Raw genomic sequence first — 16693 nt, 5'->3', positions numbered from 1 at the left:
ACAGGCAGACAGCTGTCATAAAAGTATCTTTTGATGTTCTCATTTATTCTATGTTTACATTCATCAAACCTTTCCATCCGCCTTTGCAGAAGGAAATATAACCACTTATTATATCTTCAATCTCCCTGTCGTCAAGTTCTGCATGTAAAGAAAGTTCAAGAAGCACCGCGTTCCAACCAGAATTGACAATCCGCATCAGCAAAGGAGAAAAATCTGTTTTTAATTCGGGATATTTCTGTCCCATGCTTTTCAAATACCTGATACTGATACTTGCCATCCTGTCGTTGAACCGTGCCATGAAATCTTGTAAAGAAGTTCCGGCTGTATCAAACAGAAGTAATTTCATTTCTGCCCTGTATAATCTCACGATGTGAGAGATTTCCTGTATCGTTGTCTTGGGATTTGTGTAAGCAGAAAAGATTTCCAGCGACTGCTTCCCGTCTGTGCCATAAAGGTCGGCATAGCCTGAAAGGGCATCCAGTAAAGGGGAAAGTACAAGTCTCAGAAGTTCATCCTTCGATTCCACATATTTATATATAGAGCCAAGCGCCACACCCGACAGTTGGGCTATATGACGTATGGAAGCCTTCTTGACCCCACGCTCGATGAATTCCTGACGGGCAACAGCAAGAATCCGCTTGAAAACCTCTTCCTCTTTATTTCTAATACGCATGTTTAATTATTTTAATGAACAAAGTTCATTTTTGTTCACGAAAAAAGCGCACGACCTTTTGGGCGGTGCGCTTTGTTGCAAAGTCATTGGTGACGTATTTCCTATGGACTTGGGCTTATACTTCATTTTATTCATGTTTAGGTTGCAAAGTTAGCATATTCAAAGAGAAGAAACAATACCTAAAAGTAGGTATAAAGCATAAGGGGTAGCCCATTTTTATGGCGGGAACCAATAGTAAAGCTTTGCAGAAGAAAGAAACCTTCTGGAAAGGGGAAAAGTGACTTGGTATTTTTACTTTTATCTGCTTGCTTGATAATCTCAGTTACATTGCGCTGCAATCTCAGTTACATTGCGTTCCGATTACACCGTAAAGGCAACGCCATTACACCGTAAAGGCAACGCGTCTGCACTGTAAAGGCAACGCCATTACGCCGTAAAGGCAACGCGTGACGGAAACAGGCAGAAAAGCACACTGACAGAGACGGTCATATGTTAAACAATCGTTAAAACAATAAGATTCTTTTCAGTTCACTACTGAAAACATTACCTTTGCAACGCTTTTGAGAAACAAGGCACGGGTGGTTACCAGAGTGGCCAAATGGGGCAGACTGTAAATCTGCTGGCTCTTGCCTTCGGTGGTTCGAATCCATCACCACCCACAGACTTCAATAGGAATAATTTTTTTCGTAACTTTGTACATGTTTTGAGCACGCAGCCGCTGTGAAGCACCTGCGTGTGTTTTTTATGTCCCGTCTCACATCGCACAAAGAAGGAACGGCAAGCCTATGTCCACGAATCCGGAAAGCAGAATTTAACAACCAGTTTTCATCTTTCAACTTACAAAAATATAGACTTAAAAGACTTTTTATGCCATTCTTGCGATTTTCCGAAAAAAAACATTGCTGATTATAAGAAAAGTTTGTAACTTTGTGCCACCAATAAAAACACGAAAACAATGGCACGGCAAATTATTGATGCTTTAGACAGGAAGATCCTGCGACTTATTCAAGACGACGCCCGCATTCCCTTCCTTGAGGTGGCACGGGCTTGCAACGTCAGCGGAGCCGCTATTCACCAACGCATTCAGAAACTCACGGCATTGGGCATCATCAAAGGCTCGGAATTTATCATCGATCCCGAGAAAATAGGTTATGAGACCTGCGCTTACGTGGGGCTTTACCTTAAGGACCCCGAGAAGTTTGATGAGGTAGTGGAGAAGCTTCGGCAGATTCCAGAGGTGACGGAATGTCACTACACCACGGGCGGCTACGACATGTTCATCAAGATCTATGCGCACAACAACCACGACTTGCTCAACATCATCCACGACAAGCTGCAGCCCCTCGGCCTCTCCCGTTCGGAGACCATCGTGAGCTTCAATGCCGTCATCGAACGCCAACTGCCCATTGGCTACGTCTCCCGCGAGACTGATGACAACAAACTCTAAATCACAGAAGAGACTAAGAAGAGGCTGACAGAACAGCCCCTCGGAAGAATACAGCCTCTGCGACCGCCAAAGAAACTATTGTTTGTCAATAGCATGATTGGCGAGGGCAGAGGCTGCCTTTTTGTTTTCTTGCCATTGACATTCCCCGCCTCAATGAATGTTCTTGATTCTGTTTCTTGCCAGCCACCAGAACGATTCAAATAGATTCTCATTGTAAACCAACCGATACTTCCAACGGTTATGCCACCAACGCAAGCTTTTATCAATGGAATATTTAAGTTTTTTGCCCGTTGTGTCAAGCCCATGCGTTGACATGGGCAACACTTGCTTCTGTTCAAAAATGTCGCTCAAGATGCGGTTGGCCCGCATGCCGTCGCACTGAAAGGAATACAGACCGTCAGAAGAGCCAAAAAACGATGCCTCCATTCCTAAATAATCCACACAAGCGGTTGCGATGCCATTGAAGAAGTCCAACATGCGCTCCCGCTCGAGAATGTCAAAGACCCTTTTCCAATCGATCTGTGTGTGGTAATGCTCAAAAAAAGTGCCCACATCGATGATCTGACGCAGCGAGATCTCATTGGATGCAAAATGCTCACCGGTATGCCGAAGCAAGAAGAGCGCATTAAAAGTAGCAGACGGGAAGAAGACATTCTTGATGGGACTCTCTATGCAAGGCTCTTCTGCCAACACCGTCATCAGTGTCTTCTCAAACCGGATGTTGCTTTTATGGGTCACATCATCAACAAACGTGGCATGGTTCTCAACCTCTGTTCCCTGAAACAGGAAGACGGAATGCTTATGGTAACCATAGTCCACCTTGATGCCAAGCTCCTCAGCCACCAACCGGTCGGCCTCTTGTTGCTTGCCGAAGAGATAGATGTCAATGTCTCCCGTGGGCCGGTGCTCCGCTTTAGGCCAACAAAGACTACAGGCGTAACCTTTGAACAACAACATCTTTATGCCATGACGGGCATAGAAAGATGCCAGCGAAGCGATGCCCGATGTATAGTTGGCGTAGTCTCGTTCCATGACCATGGCAGTGCCGATCCACAGCAAGAGAACCTTTCTGGGCGGGCGCTGCTCCTTGGAAAGACGCTCGAAAGCATCGATCATCACGGCGGTAAGGCCCTGCTGACTGGCAATATCGAATATCTCTTTCCATTCAGGCGAAGCGGGCAGAGCCGTGTCGGAGGATGTGCCTAAGCCCAACCGGAGGAGTTTAAAAAACGGAATGAGGGGGCTGATATCTATTTTCATCTTTTCTTAACCATAATGTGAAAGCGAATCCTTGACGCTGGTCCCGTTCCGTCTCGTGCCAGCCATCTGACTCAAAAGAGGGAAAGAAGGTGTCGGCCGCACGGGGCTCGGCGGATACAAGGGTGATGTAAAGCCTGTCGGCCAAGGTCAGTGCCCAGCGGTAAAGACTGGCTCCTCCAATGACAAAAACCTCTTCCGACGCATCGCAATGCCGCAATGCTTCTTCAGGCGAAGCATAGACCTCGCACCCCGGCAACTGGCAGACAGTCCGGCTCACAACGATGTTTCGGCGCCCAGGCAACGCACCATGGGGCAATGACACAAAGGTCTTCCGGCCCATGATGACGGTGTGGCCCCATGTCAACTCACGGAAACGGGCCAGGTCTTCAGGCAGATGCCAGGGCAGCTTGCCACCGCAGCCTATCGCGTGATGGGGCGACATGGCAACGATGATGCTGAGTCGGGGAGATGCGTGCTTTTGATTTTCCATTCCTGTGGATAGAGGTTGTTGGCGCGGTTACCAATGTTTTTCTCGAAGCCAAGCGGCTGTTGCCGGTAGCTGACGAGCACAAATCCGCGGGGCGTGTCAGCGGGCAGGGCCACCGCCTCCTTACGCAGGAAGCGGACGGCATCGGCATAGGTCAGGTCCACCTGAGGGAATGCCGACCGCTTCAAGGCTGTGCTCAGAGCCAGCGACGCGTCAGGGATGAGATCGCGACCCTTCATCATTCCCAGTCCCACTCCGGCGTGGACGACGTGCAACAGCTCCCTCACACGACTGTATAAAGGCTGCCACCAGGCGGGTATAGCCCGCAGGCAGCCCCTGTCCTCTGCCTCTACGAAGTCACCATCCAGCCAAAGCGCCGCATGCTCATTCCGTGAAGGCGCGCCCTGCTGACGGCCTTTCCGCTTGCTGGAAAGGGCGACGGGGCCACGGCGGGGATTGTCGCCGCGCTTCCTGAGCACCGCCATGAAGAACCCCTCGCCGCGCGTGCGGCCGGGGATAAAGCGGTAACAGGGCGATGAACCGGTGAGTGGACCTGTAATATTCCATTCCGGCCGAGTCTTCAACTCAACGAAGTCGGCTCCCAACGTCGTGGCAATCCAGGCCACATTCTCCTCGTCTTCATGGGCGTTGAAGGTACACGTGGAATAGATGAGCACCCCGCCCGCGCGCAGACAAGGCCAGATATCCTCTATGATCGAGCGTTGCAGCTGCCAGCATTTCTCCACATTGCCGGGGCTCCATTCAGCAATGGCACCGGCATCCTTGCGAAACATGCCCTCGCCTGAACAAGGCACGTCGGCAACAATCATGTCGAACGACAGGCCTGCACGCTGGTAATCGCGGGGGAAATTATTGGTCACGATGGTGTCAGGATGCCCGAATTTGATGATGTTCTCCTTGAGGACGCTGGCCCGTGTCTTCACCGGCTCATTGCTGAAAAGCAATGCCCCGTAAGGCAATACGGAGCGAAGTGCCGTGGATTTGCCCCCCGGGGCGGCGCAAAGGTCAAGGACTTGTCCGTGGGAGGCGCCCTCCTGCTCCAGGCCCAACATCGGCAGACACTGGCGGACAGCCTCGCAAACGAACATCGACGACGCCTCCTGTACATAGTAAAGACCGGCGTGCAGAAACGGGTCGAACGTAAAAGCGGGGCGGCCGTTCAGATAGTAGCCCATGGAGCACCAGGGCACCGCCTCCACGCCATCAAGGTGTGGAGAGACCTTAAAAGGGTTGAGACGGACGCTGACGGGTGCCTCCTCAGCAAGACCTTGCTCTAATTGGGAATAGAGCTCCGCACCCATCAACTGCCGTGTGTATGCTGTGAAATCTACGGGTAACATGCTTTGTGGCAGGCCTGTGCCTGCTCCGTATATGCAAATTTAAGGCTTTTCTATCTCTTACGCAAGCATTTAAGAGATAAATAACAGTCCATACGCTGCATATATTCATGAGAATTGCTAACTTTGCGCCATTAAAAGAAGAATCACATACCATTCAAGCAGAAAACAATGAAGTACTTTATTATTGTCAACAACGCGCAGCAAGGACCTTACGATCTCGAAGAGTTGCGTATGCGACAGATCTCTTCCGACACTCTCGTCTGGGCGGAAGGCATGGCGGACTGGACACCAGCCTGGAAGGTGGAAGAACTGAAGCCGCTGTTCTATGCCGACAGCACACCGAACCCGACAGCTACGCCATCCGCCCCGCCTATACCACCCTATGACAATGCACTGACAGCGGGCAACGGCGCTCCTTCCGGCGAAAAGGCACCGGCAAAGAACCATCGCAAGGCCTGGACAGTGGCCGGCATCGTCGCTGTTGTCGTATTGCTTGTCATGGCCATGACCAACCCGCCGAAAGACGAACACAAGCGGATCATCAAGGAAAACATCACGCAAGGACTCGCCAAACTGTCGGATGACGGCAGCGGCGACCCTTTCAAGGCCATCGGTTCGACCATACTCGGCACCATCGCCATGCCGATCATCAACACAGCCATCGACACCATGCTCGACTATCACAACTATCTATTCTGGTCGACAACAACCATGAAGCTGAGCGACGACAGAGAGGTGCGCACCTCTTTCGGTATCTTCGGCAAGGTGTTCTCGGCCGATGAGACCGACGTTGCACAGGCCGTATCGAAGCTGATAGAGTCGCATGTCAGTGAATCGATGCGGTCGACAGCGACTGATGACAATAGCGACGACAGCAACTACAGCGACATCGACAAGGCTGCCAACCAGGTTGCCGACAGCGCCATGGCGATAGGCGCGAAGGTCAGCAAGCATGTCATCAACCAAGTCAGCAGCGAAGTGAGCAAGGAAATGAAGAAAGAGATCGACCAGAACACAGACAGCACCACCGCAAGCGGGATCGGAAAGATCATCGATGAAGTGGAGAAATTCCTCAAAGGACTGTAAAACGCTTGCACCGACAAATAGGGGAAAGGAGGATGTACCATCATCCGATTTTATGGTAAATCCTCCGCAACCACTCCTCCCGTTGCTCTTTCATGAGGGTACTCGGGCATTCATAAGCCCTCGTGTCTTTTTTTCGGGCTTGCGACTTCATCCTTCTCTTACCTTGTTCTTTTTGTTTATTCATTTCTTGTTCTTTGTCTTTCAATTGCGTACTCACAGATTAGGCTCGACCTTGTCACGATCGGAGTTAATTTCTTCTTGTCTGCTTTTATAGGCTAAAGTACATAAATAAATAGGGGAGAATAATATATAAAAATTTAAAATATATGAGCATAGATTTCAAATTTCTATGCTCATATATGACTATGTGTCTGTAATAGTAACTATTTTATTTTTTTCTAACGCGTGTAAATAATCGAAGATTCTGGTTATACTTTCCGTTATAGAATGTTTCAAATGTCAAATTGGTTGTGTTTCGATCAACAAGATAATAGCCATCTTCATCTCCTCCCCATCCAAAATTTGCATGAACATATACGTCGTTAGCTTTAACAACGGCTCTGGTCATGGCAGGTCTTGTTCTCATTTGGCAGCCATCTAATATCCAACAATGGCCTTCAGAATTAGAGGATGAACTTCTCGTTCCAGCTTCGGCTTGTCCTGTAACGAAGACAGGGTAGCCTAAATCTAAAGATTCTACGATGCGCACTGCATTCATATCAAATCCTTCGTATTTATCCCCTGTGTCAAATGTAATTCCATTGTTGTTAAGGAAATTATATGAGTTCTTCATATTAGCACCTCCTTCGCCCCCATCACTCCATTTGGTTCCTATTCCTATTGCTACAAATTTACAAAGGTTTGCCACTTGCTTTTTAACATCCTCAGACGAGTAATATGTCGTAATTTTTGGGTTAGCTTTGATTTCTTCCCAATTAAATGAAACCCCATATGCCGAGGGTATTGTCTGATACAAAGCCACAATTTGAGAAACAGCAGTCCCTGTACATCCAACGGCATTTCTACCACCATAGTAAAAAATATTTTCACTATCAGGCGACTTTGTCGCTTCTAATGAATCATTGTATGGTGAATTCTGATTCCACTTGGTTGAAATTAAAGGTTTTACTTCCTTCCATAGTCTTCCCTCTGTTGGATTCTCAATTCCGGAAGCTCGTGTTCCTCCTATAATTCTTATTCTGTTTTTTATCTGTTCAAAATCTACCTTGTCAACTTTTAATTGTTTTCTTATTTTTTCGATAGTTCTCTCTCTTAATGAGTCGCTTATGTTTTTATACTCGCAAAGTCTTCTTTGTAAAGAAAGTTCTGCTTCTTTAAGCATATACTTAGCTCCTTCGTTTTTTGTAGTATCATTGATATTACCTTGCTCTGAATACATTAATACACAAGGATTTCTGGCATCACCAGAAACAACAGAAAAGCCACTATTTGTATTATTACTAAGTGAAACAACATAAATAGGAATTCTATTTTCCGCTTTACTATAACTTCGCGTCAAGCAATAATTATTATTTATATAATACTTATTAACGATATGTCCTGGAGGCACGCTCAAGGCTTGCGTGCTTATACCTTTTGAAAAATCATTTACGAGTTCAACTGCTTTGTCTTCTCCTATATCTGTTGAAGTCTGATCAAATGCAAGGCTAATGTATTCTGCAGGAGATAGATCTACTGTTTGATTGCTATTTACATACTCTTTATCATCAGAGCAGGCAAATACTAATAAGGCTAATGGAAGTAAAAATAATAGTTTCTTCATATTCTATATAATGTTAGTTACACAAATGCAAATATATATAATACTTGATATAACTGCAAATATATGATAGAAAATTTATCATTGTATATTATTTTTTACAGTTCTATAACATTTCATGTGGGTAATGGTAACTATATAGCATATATAGCAATACAACTTCCTTGCAGACTTTCAACATTGGGCATGGATAGCACAGACGGCATACGTAACGCTCTGCTTCCGCGCCACGGGGCGGGCCTCAAAGGTCCTTGAGGACAGGTTCGGAGACTCGCTGAAGAATATGGTGGCTGTGACCGACCGTCACAGCGCATACTTCGTCCTCGACTTCCTCGATCATCAAGTATGCCTTGCACACCTGCTACGGGAACTGGAGTACCTGACAGAGCTGGACAAGAAACAGCAATGGTGCCTATTCTATTGATGTGTTCTATTGCTTCAATCAGAAAAAAGACCATGGCTCTTACCGCGTTAAGTCTGACTCGATCTTCTTTGAATCTGATGGCGAAGGATTCCCCATCGGCACGAACCGCTTCAAATATGGTGTGAACGATTCTGTATTGTGGATGAGGATCCCCGGAAGTCTGTACCAGACTTCCTCAGACTATGACCTTCGTCTTAAAAAGAACAAATAGGAGAGTGTGTCAAAACTCTTACAATCAACTAAAAGAAATAGAGGATGCACCATAAATTCTAATTATGATACACCCTCCTTTTGCGATTAAAACCAAAAATAAAACCTACTAACCTAATACTTAAGGTAACTTCTATTAATTCATAAATTCGAGTGGAAGCTATCCCGTCCGAATCTTTCAATCGGGATTGCCTTCCTCAACAGGGAGGTTCAGCTAGCGATAGAGGTCGTTTATCCACTCATTGACTTGTTGTTTTTGACGATTTGACACGTTTGGGCGCAGTTATCCCTGCACAGAAGCCAGTGCTTCCTTGATAAGGCCAGGCTGGCAACGGCAGAACTGCTCATATCTGAAGATGTTATAGACGAGGTCTGTTAGAGCTGTGGCGGCAGCGGCGCGGAGCATTCCGATGCTTCTCACGATAGAGCCGTTCATCGCTCCCTCTACGAAGCCGAAGATGTGCTCTATGCGGCATCTCGCCTTTGACTTCTCGCGGTTGTTCGACTTCTGCTCCTCGGTCAGAGGATGGTTCCTCATGCCTTTCTCGCAGATGATGGGATTCATGCCGTGGTCCTCGACTTCCTGGTCCTTCCCGACATAGCCTGCATCCAGATAGAGATCCTGTCCTTTGTCCTTGTCTTCCAAGAGCTGACCGACAACCTTTGAGTCATGGACATTGGCGGATGTTGTGAAGTGCTTTTCGATGAGCTTGGTCTTCTTGTCTGCCTTGACATGGTCCTTGTAGCCGTAGTGAACCTCACCGCGCTTCTTTGTCCAGCGGGCTTCTATGTCCTTGTGGGACTTGACGTAGCGCTTGTGCTTCCTCTCTTTTGCAGTGTCCCCATCCTCGGGATTCCAGAGCTCATCGCCCCGGCCTTCCTTGATGGTCTTGTTCACCTCGCGGGAGTTGCGCTGCTTGGGAGCCTCTACGAACGTGGCATCGATGATCTTGCCTTCGTTGAAGGAAAGTCCCTTCTGGTCAAGAAAGGCACGGAACTCATCAAACAGCTTGTCGAATGTGCCGTTCTTGCAGAGCTTCTCCTTGCATGCCCACACCGTCTTCTCGTCAGGAACCTCAGCCACAGTATGGATGCCAAGGAACTGGCGGAAACTGGTACGGTCGACTATCTGGAACTCTATCTGGTGGTCGCCCAAGCCATAAATAACGTTGAAGGAATATGACTTTGAACATCAACACTACATCAATGGGCTTGCGGCCGGCCTGGGACTTGCATTCCTTGGTCAGCAGGGCCTCTTCCAGTATCGGGCGGAACATTTCGAAGTCGACGAGCTTCGAGAGGCGCTCAAGGGGATTTCCGAGTTTGGACAATGCGTCTAAGGTGAACTCCTTCTCAAAGAGGCTCTCACTCATCGGCTCGCGGTATATGGTTTCCTTCTGCATGATTTCGTCTGTTCCTACTTACAAAGGTGCGAAATTTTGTCGAGATATACAAATAAAACATTGATAATTAATGAGTAAATTTATAGAATATCCCATTAACTAAAACGTTGGATCATATGGTGCTCCACTTCATGCCCATAGCCTGCTATGCCTACACCGTGGCCAACAATACATTGAAGAGTACACGTGCATCTTACGGCTTATAACTATATAGAAAAATAAGAATGATGATTCATGCTTAATTTTCTTACACCCCATAAGTATATGATTAACAGTATATTATAATTGGGAAATAAGTATGAAAAGGATATAAAAGAGACTTTTAAAAGTCTTATTTTACCTTTTAAAAGTCCACGGCGGCAGCTCTGTTCGTCCTGTTACTCTGTCTAAAAAATAAGTTATAATGTCCAAAAAATAATGATTCTATGTATAAAATAACGATAACCGACCGCACACTCCACTTCAAGCAACCCGCTGGAACATCACGGGGAGTGTATTTCACACGCCATTCCTACTTCCTCACGCTCACCGACAGTGAGCAGCCTGGCATCAAAGGAGTGGGAGAGTGCGCCCCCTTACCCGACCTGTCGTGCGACGCCATCCCCGAATACGAGCGCATTCTGCGGGAGCTCTGTCGGCTCACGGAGCAGTTGGGCCACATCCCTTACGACACGTTGAGGCCCTATCCCAGTATGCTCTTTGGCCTCGAGACGGCCTTCGCACAGCTGCAAGCACAGGGCAGCAGCAGGCTTTTCGACACCCCCTTTGCCCGTGGCGAGGAAGGCATTCCCATCAACGGACTCGTGTGGATGGGCAATTATGAGGAAATGCTGCGGCGCTTGGAGGACAAGATGGGGCAGGGGTTCCACTGTGTCAAACTGAAGATTGGCGCCATCGACTTCGACCATGAATTAGCGCTCGTGCGCCACATCCGGGAACGTTTTGGCCCTAAAGAGATTGAGTTGCGCCTCGACGCCAACGGTGGTTTCACGCCCCAGGAGGCCCTGCAACGCCTTGAGACTCTCGCCCGCTACGACATCCACTCCATCGAACAGCCTATCCGGCAACACCAGTGGGCCGACATGGCACGGCTGTGCTGCGAGTCGCCCATCCCCATCGCCCTCGACGAGGAACTCATCGGCGTGAACACCACCGACATGAAAGCCTCGATCCTCGACACCATTCGCCCCCAATACATCATCCTCAAGCCCTCGCTCCACGGCGGCATGCGGGGCTCGGAGGAATGGATTGGCATGGCTCGGGAGCGTGGCATCGGCAGTTGGATGACCTCGGCATTGGAGAGCAACATTGGTCTCAACGCCATCGCTCACCTCTGTGCCAAGGTTTACGGCCCCGCCATCAGCCTCCCGCAAGGGTTGGGCACGGGCCTGCTCTTCACCGACAACATCGCCATGCCCCTCAAAATCAAGGGCGACCGGCTGTGGACGGAGGACAGCATGGACTCGTTTTTGGAGGAATGGCACGACGACAGCCCCACGGTGACAGTGCGCACAAGCGGCAGCACGGGGCACCCCAAGCCGTTGCGGGTGGAAAAAAGTCGCATGTTGGCCTCGGCCCGAACGACCTGTGACTACCTCCAACTGCAACCCGGACAGACCGCTCTGCTCTGTATGAAGATGGGATACATCGCCGGCAAGATGATGGTGGTGCGCAGTTTGGAACGCCGCCTCAAGCTCATCACCGTCGCCCCCGACGGCCATCCCTTGGCCACGCTCGTAGGACAACCAGCACCCCACTTCGCCGCCATGGTGCCCCTGCAGGTCTACAACTCGCTGCAAGTGGCCGAGGAGCGCCAGATGTTGCGCCAAATAACCCACCTCATCATCGGTGGCGGCAGCATCGACGCCGACATGGAACGCCAACTCCGCGACTTCCCCAACGCCGTGTGGAGCACCTATGGCATGACCGAGACGCTGTCGCACATCGCCCTTCGTCGCATCAGCGGACCCGAGGCAAGCCTGTGGTACACGCCCATGCGGGGGCGTCAGCGTCAGGCTCAACGCCGACGACTGCCTCGTGATTGACGCCCCCGACGTGTGTGCCGACACCTTGGTCACCCGCGACCGGGCCGAACTGCGCACCCGCACGCTGCCCGATGGCACCCGCATCCACCAGTTTCGCATTCTCGGTCGCAAAGACAACGTCATCGACTCGGGCGGCATCAAGATACAAATAGAAGAGGTGGAGGAGGCCTTGAGGCCCTTCCTGCACCATCCATTCATGATCACCCGGCGCCCGGATGCTAAGTTTGGCGAGGCCGTCGTGCTGCTCACTGAACACACGGACATGGCCGAGGTGGCTGAAATATGCATGCAGGCGCTGCCCAAATACTGGGTGCCACGCACCTATCTCCACATCCCTCGACTGCCCCTCACAGCCACCGGAAAACCCGCAAGGGCCAAAGCAGAGCTATATGCAAACAAAGCTTTAAAGGTAAAAAAGTAAAAGGGTAAAAAAGTAAAAGGGCCTTTTGAAAGGTAAAAAGATAAAAAGGTAAAAAAGTAAAACGGCTTTTTGAAAAGTAAAAAAGGAGTTTCTTGAGTGATAGAGAAGAAGAAAGTAAAAAATAAAACGGCCTTCTGAACACAAAAGGGCTCCCTGCAAGAGGCCTACAGCCCATCATTCAGCTTTCAATAGATCATCATTTAAAAATCAATAGATAATCATTTAGAACCAAAATGGATAACGTTCCAACATCCACCGCCACGCCCATCGACACTGAGCGCACTGTCTATGGCGTGCTTTTCTCCGTCTGTCTCTGCCATCTGCTCAACGACAGCATCCAAAGCATCCTGCCTGCCATCTATCCCATGCTCAAGGAAACCTTTGCCTTGTCGTTCATTCAGGTGGGCATCATCACCCTCGTGTTTCAAATCACCTCATCGCTCATCCAGCCATGGGTGGGCCGCTATGCCGACCATCACCGCCATTCGTGGCAACTCTCCGTGGCCATGCTCTTCTCGTTAGTGGGCGTGGTGCTCATTTCCTTTGCCTCACGCTATGCCACACTGCTCATCGCCGTGGCGCTGATAGGCTGTGGCTCGTCGATCTTCCACCCCCAGGCGGCCCAGATAGCGCAAGTGGCGTCGGGTGGACGAAAGGACCTTGCCCAGAGCATCTTCCAAGTGGGAGGCAACGGCGGCTATGCCATTGGCCCCATCATCGCGGCCCTCGTCATCCTGCCCCATGGCATCAGGGCATTTCTCTGGATATCGGTCATCACCTTGGTGTTGGCGGTGTTGCTCTTTTTCATTGGCCGATGGCACACCCGTCAGGCCGGCATCAGCCACAAGAAGACCCGTGCCCGCTGGACCACCGTGCGTTCCTACAGCCGCCGCCACATCTATTTCTTCATCTTCGTGCTCTTTGTTCTGATGTTCTCCAAGAACTTCTATTCGGCCAGCATGACCAATTATTTCTCGTTTTTCCTCATCGACAAATTCGGAATCTCGCAGCGGGGAGCCCAGTTTTGCCTCTTCGCCTACTTGGCAGCGCAGGTGCTCGGCACCATCCTCGGGGGCGTGGTGGGCGACAAATATGGGCGCAAAGGCATCATCTGGTTCTCCATCTTGGGCGTCTCTCCGTTCACTTTGGCCTTGCCCTACGTCTCCACACTCTTCGGCGCCATCGTCTTGAGCATTATTATTGGCCTCATCATGTCGTCCGCCTTCACGGCCATCATGGTGTTTGCCTCCGACCTCATGCCCGACAGCACAGGCAGCATTGCCGGCATTTTCTATGGTCTCTCGTTCGGTTTCGCCGGCATCGGCAGCAGCTTCTTCGGTTGGCTGGCCGACAGCACCAACATGCAAACCGTGTTTGAGGTGAGCACCCTGCTGCCCCTCATGGGCATCTTGGCCATTTTCTTGCCCAAAATGAAAAAGGAATAACAGCATGGCGCATTTTCAGAGGAGCTGCTTTGACATGGACCAGTCGGACTTGTCAGACCTGTCCGCCTGGTCCGAGAGAAAACAAGAATGAAACAATAAGGGTGGGCATCAAGCATTTGGCTTGATGCCCACCCTTGTTATTAGAATAGGAAAGAGTCTTCTCACTCCACCACAGTGACTGTCATTGTGACGTCGTCCACGGGCCTATCATCGGCCGAAGTGGCACGGTTCTGAATCTTTTCCACCACGTCAAGGCCTTCTTCCACCTCCCCAAACACGGTGTACTGGTTGTCGAGAAACGGCGTACCGCCCAAGGTGGTGTAGGCCTCGGTCTGCTCCGGCGTGAAAGCGGGGCGTCCCAAGGATTTGCATTGCGCCTTGGTTTCCTCCACGAGTTGGTCTTGCAAGGCCTGCAATCCCGCCCGGTCACGCTTGCGGCGCAGGTCGAGGATGGCATCGTGGTGCTGGCGGGCCAAGCCGTCGAACACCTGTTGTTCCTGCTGCATGGCCATCTGGCGCTCCATCTGCTTCAGTTCACCGGGCTTGTAGGTCTTTCCCCACACGATGTAGAACTGACTGCCACTGCTCTCCCGTTGTGGGTTGACCTCATCGCCAAGGCGGGCCGCACTCAAGGCGCCACGCTTATGGAACAGCTGTGGATAGACCATTTCGGCCGGCAGCGTGTAGTCGGGACCGCCGGTGCCCAACCGTTTGCCCTTAGGGGCGTTGCGGCTATCGGGGTCGCCGCCCTGAATCATGAAGTCCTTGATGACCCGATGGAAGAGTGTTCCGTCGAAATAGCCCTCACGTGCCAGCTTCACGAAATTGTCACGATGCGCCGGTGTCTCGTCATAAAGCCTCACGAGGATGTCTCCTTCCGTGGTGCTAATCTTTATTTTTGTAGGCATAAAAGTGTTGTTTTGTGATGAATAAAAATGTCGTCGCAGGGCGATGGCCCTGTTAAGGCACAACAAATTTAGCCAGATTATTTCATTGCGGCAAGCTTTTCCTTATTTTAAAAAGTCGGGCGTGCGATAGGTGAGACCGTCGTCATGCAAGAATTTAAGATGCCATGGCAGGCGATTCACAAACGAACCCCAGTCGGCCTGACGGCTCCAAGTGAGCTCGGTAAAAGCTTGAAGCGAGGGAAAGAGGTGCTCTCCCATCTTCGTTTCATTGGGAATCATTTCGGTCCAAACGCAAGCCTGATAGCCTTTGATGTTCTGACGGACGACACCTTTGAACTTCGGTTGGAAGTCGAAGTTGTAGAGTTCCTTGAGAAGCTCGTCCGTGGGGTCGGCGCTGAGATAGAAATGACCCCATTCCATGAAGATGACAGGCAGGCCACGCTGGGTCATTTCGCCCACCTCGTCGGCTTTCCAGTCTCTCCAGAATGTGTAGAGCAGCTGCTCTGGATTCGTCTCATGGAAGGCGTCGTCCCATGCCATCGGCTCTTTGCCTTTGCTGCGGACAAACGCTGCCATTTCGTGAACGAAATAGTTTTGCAGTCCATCCTCGTCTTTCAAGTTCTTCTCACGAATGAGTGCCTGGCAGTCGGGGCAGTTCTTCCATGATGTTTTCTCCACCTCGTCGGCACCGATATGGAAATACTTGCTCGGGAAAAGGTCGGCCACCTCAGAGATAATGTCCTTGAGGAAAGCGTAATTTTGGGTCTTTCCTGCACAAATAGGGTTGGAGAACTCTTCTCCCCAGCCTGTGCCACCCGTACAAGAGAGCTCTGGAAAGGCCTTGATGGCAGATGAGAAGTGGCCTGGCATGTCGATTTCGGGAATCACCTCAAGCCCCCGCTGGGTGGCATAGTTGATGAATTCCTTGAGCTGTGCCTGCGTATAATAGCCTCCATACTCATTGCCATTGCGAATGAAACGGTCGTCGATGGTATAGGAAGGGTCGGTGGCAGCCTTCTGCAAGCACTCACGGTCATATTTGTCGAACGTTCGCCAACCACCAATAGTGGTGAGCGAGGGATATTTCTTTATCTCTATGCGCCATCCCTGGTCATCGGTGAGGTGCATTTGAAGCCGGTTGATTTTATAGAAAGACAACTGGTCGACAAGCTTCTTGAGATAGTCCATCGTAAACATGTGGCGGACCACATCAATGTGGAAGGCACGCCAAGCGTTCTTAGGCTGGTCGGTGATGGAAAGCAGGGGCAGCGACAATCCCGCAGAGGAAGACTTTCCTTGGAGAAGAATCTGGCGCAAGGTCTGCACGCCCCACAGCATTCCTTGTGGCGAAGCATAGCTGATCGTGATGCTTTTGTCGGCAATGACTAACTTGTAGGCCTCTTCCTTGAGCGTGTTGTCTTTCTCCGTACGGATAAAAGCCTGCTCGTTGGCGGCAGTAGTGACGGTGGCTTGGGGCACCATCTTCGTGAGCGACTCCTTGAGCAGCTGCGCCGTAATGTCGCTGAAATCAGTTGACAGGCTCACCGATGAGGGCAGGAGCATGTCGGCCTGACCATAGTTCATGGTCACAGGCTGTGGAATGATGTCTACATGTGACGCATAAGTGCCCACGGACTCGTGGCTATCATTATCGGTACAGGCCGCCATGATGGATAGTTGCAAGGTGAAAAACAACAAGAGAAGCAGGCTTCTGCAAAATGTTTTATTGAATCTTTTCATTGT

General features: G+C 50.1%; 11 protein-coding genes, 1 tRNA gene and 3 pseudogenes. 7 read left to right on the top strand and 8 right to left on the bottom strand.

Annotated elements, in window-relative coordinates; genetic code table 11:
* Positions 1 to 43 precede the first annotated feature (43 nt).
* Positions 44 to 673 carry a TetR/AcrR family transcriptional regulator gene (locus tag PREMU_RS11575; RefSeq protein WP_007575540.1) on the bottom strand — a complete coding sequence of 210 codons (630 nt, stop codon included), beginning with the start codon at positions 671 to 673 and terminating at the stop codon, positions 44 to 46.
* 576 nt (positions 674 to 1249) lie between these two features.
* Here PREMU_RS11575 and PREMU_RS11570 point away from each other — a divergent pair.
* Positions 1250 to 1332 (top strand) — tRNA-Tyr (locus PREMU_RS11570).
* Between the two features lie 296 nt (positions 1333 to 1628).
* Complete coding sequence (locus PREMU_RS11565) at positions 1629 to 2120, top strand: Lrp/AsnC family transcriptional regulator (RefSeq protein ID WP_007575538.1); 492 nt, start codon at positions 1629 to 1631, stop codon at positions 2118 to 2120.
* Between the two features lie 150 nt (positions 2121 to 2270).
* On the opposite strand, the gene PREMU_RS11560 is transcribed toward PREMU_RS11565, so the two are convergent.
* From PREMU_RS11560 to PREMU_RS11550, 3 genes are read right to left on the bottom strand one after another with little or no spacing between them, the layout of a single operon-like run.
* Positions 2271 to 3380, bottom strand: coding sequence for a nucleotidyltransferase family protein (locus PREMU_RS11560; RefSeq protein WP_007575536.1), 1110 nt, complete (start codon positions 3378 to 3380; stop codon positions 2271 to 2273).
* Complete coding sequence (locus PREMU_RS11555; protein WP_050796429.1) at positions 3343 to 3870, bottom strand: dihydrofolate reductase; 528 nt, start codon at positions 3868 to 3870, stop codon at positions 3343 to 3345. The genes PREMU_RS11560 and PREMU_RS11555 overlap by 38 nt, the downstream gene beginning before the upstream one ends.
* Positions 3801 to 5228: a methyltransferase RsmF C-terminal domain-like protein gene (locus PREMU_RS11550; protein WP_007575533.1), complete on the bottom strand. Its 1428-nt coding sequence runs from the start codon at positions 5226 to 5228 to the stop codon at positions 3801 to 3803. The genes PREMU_RS11555 and PREMU_RS11550 overlap by 70 nt, the downstream gene beginning before the upstream one ends.
* Positions 5229 to 5396: 168 nt before the next feature.
* On the opposite strand from PREMU_RS11550, the gene PREMU_RS11545 reads away from it, so the two are divergent.
* Entirely contained in the window at positions 5397 to 6314 is a 918-nt protein-coding gene (locus PREMU_RS11545; RefSeq protein WP_007575532.1) for a GYF domain-containing protein, read from the top strand.
* Between the two features lie 388 nt (positions 6315 to 6702).
* On the opposite strand, the gene PREMU_RS11540 is transcribed toward PREMU_RS11545, so the two are convergent.
* A complete protein-coding gene (locus tag PREMU_RS11540) occupies positions 6703 to 8097 on the bottom strand; it encodes a C10 family peptidase (RefSeq protein WP_007575531.1) in 1395 nt (464 codons plus the stop codon).
* 178 nt (positions 8098 to 8275) lie between these two features.
* On the opposite strand from PREMU_RS11540, the pseudogene PREMU_RS14665 reads away from it, so the two are divergent.
* Positions 8276 to 8503: pseudogene (locus PREMU_RS14665) on the top strand (IS66 family transposase); the annotation flags it as partial.
* A gap of 508 nt (positions 8504 to 9011) precedes the next feature.
* Here PREMU_RS14665 and PREMU_RS11530 read toward each other — a convergent pair.
* A protein-coding gene (locus PREMU_RS11530) for an IS5 family transposase (RefSeq protein ID WP_007575530.1) occupies positions 9012 to 10131 on the bottom strand; the annotation gives its coding sequence in 2 pieces (ribosomal slippage) (positions 9012 to 9890 and positions 9892 to 10131; 1119 coding nt in all).
* Between the two features lie 425 nt (positions 10132 to 10556).
* Here PREMU_RS11530 and menC point away from each other — a divergent pair.
* The 3 genes and pseudogenes from menC to PREMU_RS11515 form a co-directional block, all read left to right on the top strand.
* Positions 10557 to 11576, top strand: a pseudogene (menC, locus tag PREMU_RS15750) (o-succinylbenzoate synthase); the annotation flags it as partial.
* 12 nt (positions 11577 to 11588) lie between these two features.
* A pseudogene (locus PREMU_RS15745) lies at positions 11589 to 12597 on the top strand (AMP-binding protein).
* A 233-nt stretch (positions 12598 to 12830) separates the two neighbouring features.
* A complete protein-coding gene (locus PREMU_RS11515) occupies positions 12831 to 14042 on the top strand; it encodes an MFS transporter (RefSeq protein WP_007575528.1) in 1212 nt (403 codons plus the stop codon).
* A 161-nt stretch (positions 14043 to 14203) separates the two neighbouring features.
* Here PREMU_RS11515 and PREMU_RS11510 read toward each other — a convergent pair whose 3' ends face one another.
* Both PREMU_RS11510 and PREMU_RS11505 read right to left on the bottom strand, forming a co-directional pair.
* Positions 14204 to 14950 (bottom strand): peptidylprolyl isomerase, encoded by a 747-nt coding sequence (locus PREMU_RS11510; RefSeq protein WP_040558364.1) that lies wholly within the window; start codon positions 14948 to 14950, stop codon positions 14204 to 14206.
* Positions 14951 to 15052: 102 nt separating this feature from the next.
* Positions 15053 to 16690 carry a beta-N-acetylhexosaminidase gene (locus tag PREMU_RS11505; RefSeq protein WP_007575524.1) on the bottom strand — a complete coding sequence of 546 codons (1638 nt, stop codon included), beginning with the start codon at positions 16688 to 16690 and terminating at the stop codon, positions 15053 to 15055.
* Between the last annotated feature and the right edge of the window lie 3 nt (positions 16691 to 16693).

Source organism: Hallella multisaccharivorax DSM 17128 (assembly GCF_000218235.1).
GTDB lineage: Bacteria > Bacteroidota > Bacteroidia > Bacteroidales > Bacteroidaceae > Prevotella > Prevotella multisaccharivorax.
Note: the sequence above shows the minus strand (reverse complement) of the source record. Positions and strands in the feature narration are given on the sequence as shown.